This is a genomic window from Pseudarthrobacter sp. B4EP4b (assembly GCF_006680095.1).
In the GTDB taxonomy this organism is placed as follows: domain Bacteria; phylum Actinomycetota; class Actinomycetes; order Actinomycetales; family Micrococcaceae; genus Arthrobacter.
The window spans coordinates 181,855-194,309 of sequence record NZ_VHIJ01000009.1; the positions used below are offsets into that span (position 1 = coordinate 181,855).

General features: G+C 67.7%; 11 protein-coding genes and 1 pseudogene. 7 read left to right on the top strand and 5 right to left on the bottom strand.

Annotated features, from left to right (window positions below):
* Positions 1–12 precede the first annotated feature (12 nt).
* The 3 genes from FNL14_RS03990 to FNL14_RS04000 are packed head-to-tail and all read left to right on the top strand — an operon-like array spanning position 13 to position 1,670.
* The gene (locus FNL14_RS03990) at positions 13–498 is read left to right on the top strand and encodes a pyridoxamine 5'-phosphate oxidase family protein (protein WP_142057838.1); all 486 of its coding nucleotides are present in this window, start codon (positions 13–15) and stop codon (positions 496–498) included.
* A gap of 55 nt (positions 499–553) precedes the next feature.
* Complete coding sequence (locus tag FNL14_RS03995) at positions 554–1,213, top strand: hypothetical protein (RefSeq protein WP_142057840.1); 660 nt, start codon at positions 554–556, stop codon at positions 1,211–1,213.
* 13 nt (positions 1,214–1,226) lie between these two features.
* Entirely contained in the window at positions 1,227–1,670 is a 444-nt protein-coding gene (locus FNL14_RS04000) for a universal stress protein (RefSeq protein ID WP_142057842.1), read from the top strand.
* A gap of 7 nt (positions 1,671–1,677) precedes the next feature.
* Here FNL14_RS04000 and FNL14_RS04005 read toward each other — a convergent pair whose 3' ends face one another.
* The 4 genes from FNL14_RS04005 to FNL14_RS04020 all read right to left on the bottom strand — a co-directional run bounded on the left by FNL14_RS04005 (position 1,678) and on the right by FNL14_RS04020 (position 7,176).
* A complete protein-coding gene (locus FNL14_RS04005; RefSeq protein ID WP_142057844.1) occupies positions 1,678–2,664 on the bottom strand; it encodes an NAD(P)-dependent oxidoreductase in 987 nt (328 codons plus the stop codon).
* The gene (locus FNL14_RS04010) at positions 2,661–5,375 is read right to left on the bottom strand and encodes an alpha/beta fold hydrolase (RefSeq protein ID WP_142057846.1); all 2,715 of its coding nucleotides are present in this window, start codon (positions 5,373–5,375) and stop codon (positions 2,661–2,663) included. Before FNL14_RS04010 ends, FNL14_RS04005 begins: the two co-directional genes overlap by 4 nt.
* Positions 5,369–6,391 (bottom strand): 3-oxoacyl-ACP synthase III, encoded by a 1,023-nt coding sequence (locus FNL14_RS04015; protein WP_181762538.1) that lies wholly within the window; start codon positions 6,389–6,391, stop codon positions 5,369–5,371. The genes FNL14_RS04010 and FNL14_RS04015 overlap by 7 nt, the downstream gene beginning before the upstream one ends.
* A gap of 65 nt (positions 6,392–6,456) precedes the next feature.
* The gene (locus FNL14_RS04020) at positions 6,457–7,176 is read right to left on the bottom strand and encodes a hypothetical protein (protein WP_142057850.1); all 720 of its coding nucleotides are present in this window, start codon (positions 7,174–7,176) and stop codon (positions 6,457–6,459) included.
* Positions 7,177–7,273: 97 nt separating this feature from the next.
* Here FNL14_RS04020 and FNL14_RS04025 point away from each other — a divergent pair, with 97 nt between their 5' ends.
* On the top strand, positions 7,274–7,765 hold the full coding sequence (locus tag FNL14_RS04025; protein WP_142057852.1) for a hypothetical protein: 492 nt from the start codon (positions 7,274–7,276) through the stop codon (positions 7,763–7,765).
* Between the two features lie 254 nt (positions 7,766–8,019).
* Positions 8,020–8,286 (top strand): hypothetical protein, encoded by a 267-nt coding sequence (locus tag FNL14_RS04030; RefSeq protein WP_142057854.1) that lies wholly within the window; start codon positions 8,020–8,022, stop codon positions 8,284–8,286.
* 33 nt (positions 8,287–8,319) lie between these two features.
* Here the strand turns inward: FNL14_RS04030 and FNL14_RS04035 are convergent, their stop codons facing one another.
* Positions 8,320–9,216 carry a diacylglycerol kinase family protein gene (locus FNL14_RS04035; RefSeq protein WP_142057856.1) on the bottom strand — a complete coding sequence of 299 codons (897 nt, stop codon included), beginning with the start codon at positions 9,214–9,216 and terminating at the stop codon, positions 8,320–8,322.
* 203 nt (positions 9,217–9,419) lie between these two features.
* Between FNL14_RS04035 and FNL14_RS04040 the strand changes: the two genes are divergently transcribed.
* Entirely contained in the window at positions 9,420–12,167 is a 2,748-nt protein-coding gene (locus FNL14_RS04040) for a PEP/pyruvate-binding domain-containing protein (protein WP_142057858.1), read from the top strand.
* Positions 12,164–12,455, top strand: a pseudogene (locus FNL14_RS23220) (hypothetical protein); the annotation flags it as partial. The gene FNL14_RS04040 and the pseudogene FNL14_RS23220, both read left to right, overlap by 4 nt.

Below are 12,455 nucleotides of genomic sequence, written 5' to 3' on the forward strand. Positions count from 1 at the left end.
AGGCTCAGGCCCATGGATACCGTCGAGCCAGGACAAACAACTGAAAACCTCAGCGTTCATGACTGCTGGAAATACCTTCGATCAGTCTCCGTCTGCAGGGTGGCCGTGACGGGCAGCGACGGAATGGACATCTTCCCCGTGAACTATGTGCCCAACTACGGGACCGTCATCTTCCGGACCGGCCCCGGAACCAAATTGGACGCCCTGCAGGCAACACCTGCCGTGGTGCTGGAAGCGGACGGATTAAACAGTTACGGCACCATCGCCTGGAGTGTTGTTATCAAGGGTTCCGCTGAGGTGGTAACGAACGGCGAGGAACTCCAGGAGGCTGCAGAGGCAGGCCTGTCCCCCTGGCAGCCTGGTGCGAAAGACACGCTCGTCCGGGTCACCCCGAAAGAAATCAGCGGCCGCCGCTTTTTCATCAGCTCGCCAGTGAACTGGTGGCCGCCGCTGGACTCCGCGTCTTCCGAGCCCAAGGACGCCGGCCAGACGACGTGAGAAGCGGGAGCAGGCGCGTGGGTGAAGGCCCGGGCTCCGGTGTTACCGGAGCCCGATGAAGAATGCCGGCGACGCCCCTGGTCTGCAACGTAAAGCTTTCCTCCGCAAATGGGTCGTTGCAGTCACGGCTGGCGAGGCACTCGGCTTTACGATCCCGGCCGCCGTGGGTGGAGTGCTCGCAGTGGCCGCTGCGCCCGGTTTCCTTGTTTACCCTTTGATGATCGCTGCCGGAGCGTGCGAGGGGGCGCTGCTCGGGCTGGGGCAGTCGATCGGTTTCGGTTCTTCGGTGGTACGGCGGTCCTCCTGGGTGGCGGCCACAGCAGCAGGCGCCGCTGTGGCCTGGTCCATCGGCATGCTGCCCAGCACCATCGCCGGCTTCGACCCCGGCTCGCCATCGGTGATCCCATGGATCCTGGTTGGAGCGGTGCTGCTGCTGGTGTCCATTCCAGCCTTACAGTGGCTTGTCCTGCGAAGGGTTGTCCGGCCTTCCCTTTGGTGGATACCCGCTAATGCCGGCATCTGGGCAGTGGCCATCCTGTGGACTTTCGCGCCGTCGCCGTTCATCGACGAGACGACGGCACTTCCAACGCTGATCGCCGCCTACCTCTTGGCGGGCTTGCTGATGGCTGTCACGGTAGCTTCACTGTCAAGCCTCGCCGCACTGCGCGTGCTGCAGATGATTCCCGGCCAGCAAACGGAAACCACTACTAATTGATCGGAGAAATGCCATGCAGGACAACCCCGGATCCCACGTCGTTGTGGGGGTCGATGGTTCCCCGGCATCAGTTGAGGCGCTGAGACAAGGACAACGCCTTGCCGCGGCACTCGGAGCCGAAGTCCATGCCCTCGCCTGCTGGGAGCAGCCGCAGCTGTATGACGGCTACGCGATGATGGGCATCGAAGGCTTTGAGGAGAAGGTGGAACAAATACTCGCCCAGGCGGTGCAGGACGCCTTTGGAACAGAGCGCCCGTCCAACGTGCGGACCCGCCTGGTCAATGGTGCACCGCGCCAGACTCTGCTTGATGCCAGCAAGGACGCGGCCATGCTGGTTGTTGGCAGGCGCGGCCACGGGGGCTTTGGAGGGCTGCTTCTGGGTTCGGTAAGTTCCGCGTGTGTCGCCCACGCCGATTGCCCGGTTCTTGTGGTCCACGCACCCAAGACCAGCAGCTGATCTGGCCTCACTGAACGCCCTGCTGCCCGGGGCCATAGTGCCCGGCCAGCCGTGCCAAGCCCTCATCAATCGAGACTGCGGGCGTCCAGTCGAGGAGTTCCCGGGTCTCGCGCTGGTCGAACCAGTGGGCAGTGGAGAGTTGCTCGGCGAGGAACCTGGTCATCGGCGGCTCCTCCTGGCGCCCGGCCCAGGTCCAGACCTTCTCCACCATTGCTCCCGCCGCCCGCGCCACCGGACCGGGCACAGACCACGACGGCGGGCGGACACCTCCCGCGGCACAGATCCCTGCCAGCAGCTCACCCACCGGGCGGGGCTCGCCGTTGGTCACCACCAGAGCCCTGCCGTGAATATGGTCCATCCGGTGCAGTCCCGCGACGATTGCTGCCGCGGCATTGTCCACGTACGTGGTGTCGATCAGGGCAGCGCCGGCGTCGAGCAGCGGGAGGCGGCCTTGGCCGGCGCGCGCCAGGACCCGTTCCACCAGCTGGGTGTCCCCCGGGCCCCAGACAACGTGGGGACGAACCGCTGCCACCCGGAAGTCCGGCGCGTCCGCGGCCAGCGCCAGCAGTTCCGCCTCGGCCTTGGTGCGGGCGTAGTCGCCGTGCGCGTGCTCCGGGTCCGCCGGCTCCGCGCCCTGCCCGGCGATGGCGGCGCCGGAATTGGCTACTGATGGGGAGGACACAAACACGACGTCCCGCACGCCGGCGGCACGGGCGCAATTGAGCAGACGGCGGGTCCCTTCAACGTTCACCTCATTGAACTCCGCAGCCCGTCCGGTGAAGGAGACCTTCGCCGCCATGTGGATGATTCCGTCGGCACCTGCAACTGCTGCCCGGAGCGCCGCATCATCGGTGACAGACCCGCAGAAGTCCGTGGCGCCGTCGACCCCCGACGGACGGCGCTGGAACGTCACCACATCATGGCCCTGGCGCACCAGCAGCCGGGCCACCTCTCCCCCGAGCAGCCCGCTGGCGCCCGTGACGACGACCCTCATGGCTTGCCCGGACGGCCGCCGGCCAGCACCCGCGAAGCCCAGCGGGACAGGCGGGTCCTGTCGATCTTGGCGTTGTGCCGGATGTCCGTGGGCTGCGCGGGGACAACCAGCACGGCGGAGACTTTCACGCCGGCCTCCAGTGCGGCCTTCCGGACCCGCCCAGCCAGCTGTGGCTCAGCCGGTCCGGCTTTCCGGACTGGAGCGGAGGTTTCGACGACGGCCACCACGGCCTGGGTGCCCGCCGGTCCGACGCCGGTGATCGCCGCCAGCCGGACATCGTCCAGCCGTTCGATGGCCTGTTCGGCACCCACGGGGGTCACCACGCCGTCGGGTCCCGTGACCACATGCGCGAGACGTCCTTCCACCCAAAGCCTGCCGGCGGCGTCGAAGTGCCCCACATCACCGGTGCGGTGCCAGCCGGGCAGGCTGACGCTCTCCCGCTGGACCAGCCAGAGCCTGTCGTACGCTTCCTTGACGTGCGGGGCACACACCAGAATCTCGCCGGTGACGCCGGCCTCCGTTACGGGATCGGCTCCGGGGGCGGTGCCATCCGCCGCCAGCGGGACAACAGCCACCCGGGCGCCATGCACGGGCCTTCCCACGCACACGCCATTGCCCGCTCCCGCCACGGCGCCTGCTCCAGCGGAGGTGCCGGCGGCAGCATCGGCGTCGGCCGTTTGGATCTGCTCGAGGCTGATATCGGTGACCGGCAGCGCCTCGGTCATCCCGTAGGGGGTGTGCAGCGAAGCCCGGGGCAACAGCCGCTGCACATCGGCCAGCAACGGTTCCGGGACGGGGGCGCCGGCGGAGAGCAGCAGCTCAACACGTTCCAGGGCTTTATGCCCTGCGCTGCTAAGGCCGTCTTGCGTGGCAAGGACGTTGCGCAAAGCCGCCGGCGAGGCGAAGACCACCGTGGCTTCGATGGCCGCAGCAGCGTCGGCGAGCGCGCTGGCCGTCAAGGTGCGCGGCGCGGTGACGTCCATGGCCGGCGTCACCGACACCGCACCGAGCGCCGGTCCGAGCAGCGCGAACGGCGCGAAGCCCGCCACCAGCCGGGCACCGGGACGGATCCCGAACGTTTCGGCCACCGTGTCCCGCATCGCCGCCAGCTTCCGGTGCGTATAAAGCACACCCTTGGCTGGGCCGGTGGAGCCGGAGGTGAAGAGCACGGCGGCCGGGGCATCCGGGTCCGCACTGTCCGGCAATTGCGCCGCACCGCGAGCGGCCCCGGAATGGGACAGCTCATCGAGGGAGGTCTCCACGCCCAGGATCCGACGGCGGGTGGCCGGGAGGTCCCGCACACTGATCCGCCGCCCGGGCCAGCCCAGTAGTGAAGCGGCCGCGAGGGCCTTGTCGATGCCGATGAGGACATCCGGGGTGGCGCCTTTGACGGCGCGGCTCAGGCCCCTGGTTCCCAGTCCGGCGTCGGCCACCACCACCACGGCGCCCAGGCGCAGGCAGGCGTAGAGGGCCACGGTCAGGTCCACCCCGGGCGAAACCATCAGGCTGACCCGGCTGCCGCTTTCCACGCCGGCTTCCCGCAGCCCAGCGGCGAGGTCAAGGATGCGGCGGTCCAGTTGCCGCCAGCTGAGCGAGCGGGAAGCGGTCCCGTCCGGGGCCATTTCGACGACGGCGGTATCCGCTCCCGCCGGTCCTGTCGCCTGCTGCTGGAGCGGGTGCCAGAGGGGCCGGAATTCGGCTGGCACCGGCTGCGCCGCGTCCTGCTCCTGGCCGCCGCCAGGCGTGGCTACAGGTGTCGTGGACTCACCCTCCCGGACACCCTCGACGTTCCCGGCAAGCCACTGGAAAACCGGCGTGGCAATGTCCCGGTCCTCCGCCACAAGATGGCCGGCGCCTTCGAAACGGTGCACCTCCGCGTGCGGGAGCCTGTTGATGAGGTCCTTGAGGTACCGGTCCGAGAAGATGGGATCCCGCGGACCCCAGAGCATCAGCGCCGGGACCTTCAACCCGCGAAGCCCTTCCGCCACGCTAGTGAGCGCCGCGAAGCTGGGGTGGGAGTCGTCAGCGGGGATGTCGGCAACGAAGTTCCCCACTCCCGCCCTGCGGTCGGCTCCGCGGTAGGGGGCCATGTAGGCGCCGCGGATGTCGGCGGGAAGCGGCGGGTGGGCCAGTGAGTGCGTCACCCGCAGGAAAGCGTCCGACGTCGTGGTGCCCCACTTGTGCACGGCGGGGTGCAGGGCAAGCCGCAGGGCCGGCGGGATGGCCTGGCCTGCGGGCTGGTGGACAGCGGTGTTGGTCAGCACCACGGCGGCCAGCTGTTGCGGGTGCGCGAGGGCCCAGCCCAGGCTGATGACGCCGCCCCAGTCGTGGCCCACAGTGACCACGGGCCCGTCCAGGGCCAGGGCGTCTGTGAGGTCGCCGAGGTCGTTGATCCGGTCGGCCAGCCGCCGGAAAGTGCCGGTGCGTTCCGAGTAGCCCATGTCCAGCTGGTCCACCGCCACAACGCGCCACGGGCGGGCCGGATCGGCTCCGGCAGCGAGCAGCGTCCGCCATAGATAGGACCAGGTGGGGTTGCCGTGCACGCACAGCAGGGTGCCGGCGGGGACCAGGCCACGGCGGGACAGCTGTGGGCCGTTGTCCAGCAGGTGCCAGCGGCGCACTGTGCCAGGCCGATCGGCGTCGGACGTGGAAGCTACCTCGATCTCGCGCGGCCACTCCGGGTCCACTCCGGGCCAGTTGGCGGCTACCAAACGATTTCCATCATGGCGGTGTTCAGTCCGGATCCGACACCCATACAAAGCACCCGGTCCCCCGTTTCAAGGGACTGTGCCTCGGCCGCGAGGGTCATGGGCAGCGACGCCGGGCCCACGTTGCCCCAGTGCGGGAATGTGATGGGGACCCTGGCAGGGTCCAGGTCGATCGCGTCGATGATGGCCTGCGTGTAGGCGTTGCTCACCTGGTGCGTGACGTACCGGTCCATGGCGGCCCAGTCCCACTCTGCCCGCGCCTCGTGCCAAGCGTCGACGACGAGCTGCAGGCCGCCGTCGAGCAGTCCCTTGGTGTCGGTGGCCATGCCGTCAATGCCGCCCACGCACAGTTCATGGTGTTCGGTGCCGGCGCGCATCACGCCGCCCACCACCCGGTGCGATCCGGGGTGCTGGTCCGCGGGGCCCAGGACGGCGGCGGCAGCGCCGGAGCCCAGGGTGAGTGTGGCGAACTCCCGGTTGAAGTCCTCGCGCGTGGTTTCGGGCCGCTGCAGACGGGCCAGCGTGGCCTCCTGCGTTGCCTCGGCGTCCTCGCCGTTGACGATCATGGCGTACTTGATCTGGCCGGAATCGATCATGTTGGCCGCCAGGGTCAGGCCGTTGACGAATCCCAGGCAGGCGTTGGCGAGGTCGAAGTTCATGGCCGACGACGGCAGGCCAAGTCCGTGGTGGATCTTCACCGCAACGGACGGCTCCAGGTTGCGCCGGGTGACGGAGGTATTGATCAGCAGGCCCACATCGGACGCTTCAACGCCGGCCTCCGCCAAGGCCTTCGCGCCCGCTTCGGCGGCAGCATCATCAAAGGACGTTCCGGCCGCCCACCAGCGCCGGTGCGTGACGCCCGCTACGCGTTCCAGCAGCCGGGGCGGGAACTTCAGCCGCTGCAGGGTGGAAGCCAACCGGCGGTCAAAATCCGTAGAGCTCACGATCCTCGGAGCTTCGACGCTGCTCACCGAGAGCAGCGCGGTGTTGCTGTGCCGGAAGGTTGCATTCCCTGCCAATTCAAGCCCCTGTTCGTCCGTCCTGCGTGCATGCGGCAATGTACCCATCAGGGCAAACGCAGAGCTTAATAATGCCCGTCCGTGCCCGGCATCCGCGAAATGCCGATGGTAAGCATGCTTAGGAAAGGATACAGCCGGATCCAGGGACTGCCCCTACGAAACAGGCTTAGGTAGTACTCCTCAGGGCTGGCTGCTTGGAATAAGCCGGTAGGCGAAGCGGCCCTCCAGCCCACCGTCCGGATCATCGTGAGGCCCGCTCCCTCGGTAGGCAGCAGCACTGGCGCCTTGAACATCGTCCCCGTGCAGGGCACCTGCACGGGAGCCAGGACTTCAACGCCTGCCGCCGTGGACACAGACAGCTGGGCCCCCGGCAGCCAGTCACAGACGAACTGCAGCTCATACTGGCCCGGCGCTGCCATCAAGGTCGCCGTGCTGGTGGTGTTTCCGCTGCTGGTGCCGCGAAGCTCGCCGGGCAAGCGCGGCTGCAGCTGCTCCTCCGACCACTCGGACAGATCCTCCAGCTCGGAAGCCCGGCGGTCCGGGTTGGTCTGGACTTTGACCCCTGTTGCGGCAGGCTTGCCCGACGGCGGGACCGCGCTGTGGGTGATGGGCCCGCCATCGTGCCTGACAAAACGGTCCAAGGTGGAGCCGCACTCAAAGCTGGAGGCCTCCGGTTCGCCGTCCCCCTTCACGATGGTCAGCTTGGCCCCGTACGTCCCGGCACAGGCGCCGGACACCATATCCATTCCTCCGCGCCGTGCCGGCACTCCCCCAGAAGCTGACATGGCTCCGAGTCTATGGCCTCCTGCTGGCGACGCCGGCTAGGGAGACCCGCGGCTGCCCGGCGTAGGAAGGAGTGGCCAAAGGGCGCATAGTTGAACCATGACCAGTCCTTACACCCGCGGCGACTCCTTGAGCAGCGGTGCTTCCCGGGAACGCATCAGGCTAGCGCTCGTGGAATACGGCGCCACCGACGTTCTTTTCAGTCAGCGCGGAAACCGGAGCGCTATCGCCTTCAGGGGTGACGGAAGGCACTTCCGGATAGTAGTTTCCTTGCCGGACTCTGACGGGAGCGTGATGATCCCGGGGGACACCGCGCAGGGCCCCATCGGCGAAGCGAAGGCAAAAGCGCTTGAACGCGCCAACCGCAGGTTTTGGCACGCCCTGTCCGTGTCAATAGAGGCCAAACTGGCAGCGGTGGCGGCAGGCCTTGCCTCCTTGGAATCCGAATTCCTGGCGCACGTGGTCCTCCCCGGGAACCACACCGTTTTGGACGAGCTTGAACCGGTCATCGAGTCTGCTTACCGCTCCGGCCGGCGTCCTTCCTTCGGTGATTCCGCCCCTTCTTTCACGCTGGCTCCGGCGGTCCCGTAGCTTGGCGTAGATTGCCCTGGCTTCACCGGCTGAATTGGGGCTATTGGAGCGTAGACTCGCTGTACGTCGGGACGGCCGTGACTGGACATCCGGTTCCCTGATTACGAGGACGGCCATGATGGCACTACAGGCCGGAACGGGCATCAACCGTCGCACCTCCTGCAGTGATCCGGACCCGGGCCGCTGACCCCCTGCCACAACCGTTCCACGTTTCCTGCGGACGGACAGTGGATCCACAAGATCGTTGGCACGCAATGACCGACGCCTTTATCCAAAACCAGTGGCACCGGCTTCCTTCAGCGGTTACGCAGTGGTTGATCGAAAACCCCGGCTGCATGATCCTTCCCCGGACCTTGTCTGCAGAAATCAGTGCAGCCACCGGCCACCCCCTCAACGAGGACCCGCACGGCGAGACTACGCTCTGCCAGGAGGACGTGGATTTCATCCGCATGAAGTCGCACGAAGCCGAGACCGCGAAGCCAGATTCCGGGTACACGTTCTTCGACTCTGTGCAACCCTAGGCAGCGCCAGGACAGCACCCCGGCGAAGATCCGTCAGATGGTGGCGAGGGCGCCCTTGGCGCTCTCCACGAGGACGTGCGTTCCCGCCTGGACATGCACAACTTCGCCATCGATCTGGCAGGGAACCGCATTGCGCGTGGTGAAGGCATAACTGGTGACCGCGGGTTGATGGCCCAACCCCAGAGTGACGGCGCGCAGGGTCATCAACGCCATCTTCCACCGGCCGGCATGGGGCAGCGTCACCACCTCGAACCGGCCATCGTCCGGGTGGTGCGCTTCGCTGACTGTTCCGTACTTCGCCATCCGGGAGATGTTGGCCAGGATCAGGCTGTCGAACTGCGCCGTGGCCCCGTCATCCCGCACAAGCTCGAACGGCCGCAGGCCGGAGAGGGTCCGGGCAACGGAGATGAGTTCCAGGACCTTTCCTTTTCCGCCCTTCTCGATGCCGATCGCCATCAACGGCGTGAGCCCGAACCCCACATAGGAGTGGGCGTACTGGACCTGTTCCCCGCCTGCGCGGCGGAATGTGATGCGCAACAGGTCGATGTGCCGGACCCGGCGCTCGCGGATGGCGTCGGTCAGCGGTCTTGCGGGCAAGCTCCGGTGATGGTCATTGGCATTGCCTGCAGGGAGCACCGTGCACACCGCCCTGCTGCCAGGAACGTCCATCACGCCGTTGACCACCTCGTTGTATCCGCCATCGCCGCTGACTGACACGATGAGCGGGGCTCCTCGCCCGGCCTCGGACCTCGCCAGGTCCCTGGCATGCCCCGCAAAGCCTGTTGGGAGCAGCTCAACGGGCAGGCCCTGCAGGTCGAGGGCCAAATCCCGCTGCAGCACTTCTATGCGCCCAGCCATTCCGGCCCTGCCTGGATTGAAGATCAGGACTAAGCGGTCGAAGGGGGCGGCAGGTGCCAGGTCATCAGCCATGGTGTTCATCCTTCAGGCGCTGCTGCGGTTAAGTCCAGCCGAGGCCTGGCGACAGCCATCCCTTCGTGTCATGGATCCTCCATTGTGGGAGCCGGCGGATCCCGGTCAAGCCCCGAAGTTATGGCCACCCGCCCGCGGCAGTGCCAGTATGTGGAGAACCAGTTCAACTCCAGCCGCCCCATCCGGGCAACAAGGACGCGTTCATGAGTTATATCAATGATCTGGCCAAGGTGGGTCGCGGCGACGTCGCCGCGGCCGGCGGCAAGGCGGTGGGCCTCGGCGGCCTCATCCAGGCCGGGCTGCCGGTCCCGCCGGGGTTCGTCCTCACCACTGCCGCCTACGCGGATTTCGTCACCGACAACAACCTCGCGGCGGCGGTCCAGGACTTGGCCACGCTCCCGCCGCAGGCACAGCCCCGGGACTATGAGGAGGCCTCGGAGCGGATCAGCTCACTGTTCCAAGGCGGCACCATGCCCGCCGGGATCGCAGCCGAACTGGCCGAAGCCTACGGGCGCCTCGGGCACGGCGATGCAGCTGTGGCAGTGCGCTCATCCGCCACCGCCGAAGACCTGGCGTCGGCCAGTTTCGCCGGGCAGCAGGACACCTACCTGAACATCCGCGGCCTGGATGCGCTGACGCGTGCCGTCATCGACTGCTGGGCTTCGCTCTGGACGGCGCGCGCCATGGCGTACCGCGCCCGCAAAGGCGTGGCACCGGATGAGGTGAGGCTCGCCGTCGTCATTCAAATGATGGTGGAGGCGGACGCTTCCGGCGTGATGTTCACCGCCAATCCCACGAACGGTCGGCGGGACCAGACGGTGATCAGTGCCGCGTGGGGCCTGGGGGAATCGGTGGTCAGCGGGACGGTCACCACCGATGACGTGGTGGTCGACGCCGGGACCGGTGCTGTGGTCTCGCGGCAGACAGCGGACAAGGACGTTATGACCGTCTACGCGGAGAACGGAACGCAGGAGCAGCCGGTGGCGGCAGCCCGCCGTCGTGAGCCAGTGCTCGATAACCACGCCGCCGCCCAGCTGGCCCGGTACGGCCGGCAGATCACAGACCATTTCGGCACGCCGCAGGACATCGAGTGGGCGCGGGCCGGCGGCCGGTTCCACATTCTGCAATCCCGGCCCATCACAGCACTGCCCGAGCCAGCGGCAGACACCCCGGACACGTGGCCCCTGCCCTATCCGAACGGGCTCTATTTCCGGGCGAGCATTGTGGAACAGCTGCCGGACCCGCTCTCACCACTGTTCGCCGATATGATTGACGGCTCCGTGGCGCGGTCGCTGAAATCCCTGATGGCCGAAGCCCTGGGCAGGACCGTGATCCGCGAGGGCGACGTCGGGCTGCCCACCATCAACGGCTACGCCTACTACTATTACCGCAACTCGGGCATGTGGCGGATGATGCGCAAGCTGCCAAAGGCACTTGGTGCCCTGGCCCGCGGCAAGGCGCACATGGGAGTGGCCGGCTGGCGGGGTTTTTCGCACCCGCGGTACGTAAACGTGATCAAGGACTGGTCCACCAGGCCGACGGCGGAGCTCACCGGCGAGGAACTGCTGGCGGGAGTGCAGGCGCTTCTCGATGCCGGCACCGTCTACTACACGGCCGTGCAGTCCATCATTCCGCTCGCCGCGACCAGCGAGATCTCCTTCCAGGCCTTCTACGACAAACTGGTCCGGCGTGAGGGCGATCCACCAGCCCAGACATTCCTCCTGGGCTACGACAGCGAACCCATCGGCGCGGAAAAGTCCCTGTACGACCTTGCCGGCTGGGCCCGCAGCGATCCCGGGCTGACCTCGGCCCTGCTGGACGAGCCGACGGCGGCGCTCGCCGAGTCCCACCGCACGGGCACCCCGCCCGCCGGCGTGAACGATGGCCTGTGGCAGGAATGGCGTTTCGCGTTCAGGGAGCACCTGGCCCTCTACGGCCATGCCGTCTACAACCTGGATTTCGCCAGCCCGGTCCCTGCCGACGATCCGTCCGCCCTGCTGGAAACGGTGAAGTTCTACCTGGGCGGGCAGGGCACCGACCCGCATGAGCGGCAGCGGCTGCTGACCGAGCGCCGGGAATCGCTCAGTGAGCAGATCGCCGCGCGGCTGGGGCCGCGCCGCCGGGCCGCCTTCCTCCGTCTGCTCCGGTGGGCGCAGGACACAGCACCTATCCGCGAGGACGCGCTGGCCGACGTCGGCCTGGCCTGGCCGCTTCTGCGGCAAATGCTGCTGGAACTCGGGCAGCGGCTGGTGGGCTCCGGCGTCATCGCTGCCCCGGACGACGTGTTCTGGCTCCGGCACCAGGAGCTGCGGAGCGCGGTGGAGTTCGGCCTTGCTGAGCCCGGGGCGCGGGCCGCCGTCGTTATTGCCGGGGCCGAACGGCCCGTCCGCGCCGCCGCCGTCGAGGAACGCAGGATGCTGTGGCGGGGCCAGGTGAAGGCCGCCGCGCCACAGATGCTTCCGGAAAGCCGCTGGATGGACAAGGCCTTCGGATCGATGATGCCGGCCGGCCCCCGGCAAAAGCCCGGCGGCGTGATCAAAGGCGTGGGAGCAAGTGCGGGCAAGGTCACTGCGCCCGCCCGCGTCCTGACAGGTCCCCAGGACTTCGGAACCATGCAGCCCGGCGACGTCCTGGTGGCCCGCATCACCACTCCCGCATGGACGTCGCTGTTCGCGATGGCTTCCGCCGTGGTGACCGATGTGGGCGGTCCGCTGAGCCACAGCTCCATCGTGGCCCGCGAGTACGGCATTCCCGCCGTCCTTGGTACCGGCGTGGCCACGCAGCGGCTGGCCACCGGCCAGCGGATCCTCGTGGACGGCGACGCCGGGACGGTCACGCTTGATGATGCTTCCCCGGATCGGAAGGCCGCCGGGGACACACCGGGCAGCTCCTCGGCGAACAGCCTTCCAGGCCGGAACGGCGCCGCGAATCCGGACGTTGAAGTTACATGAGAAAGCGCAGAATCCTTCCAGCTGCGCTTCTCATTGCCGCTATCGTGGTGGCGGCGGGCCTCTACCTGTTCCAGCCCTGGCGGATCTTCACCAGCTCAACAGTCATCGAGGATCTTCCGGTTGCCCCCGCCCCGGCCTCGCAGTCGCAGGGACCCGCGGAAACGCCGTCCACTCCGTCCGCCGGCGCTGCGCCTTCGGCCGGTATCGCACCCTCCGCGGGCCCCGCACCCTCCGCCGGCCCCGCACCCTCCGCCGTCGCCGCTCCGCGGGAACTGGCAACAGGCCAAC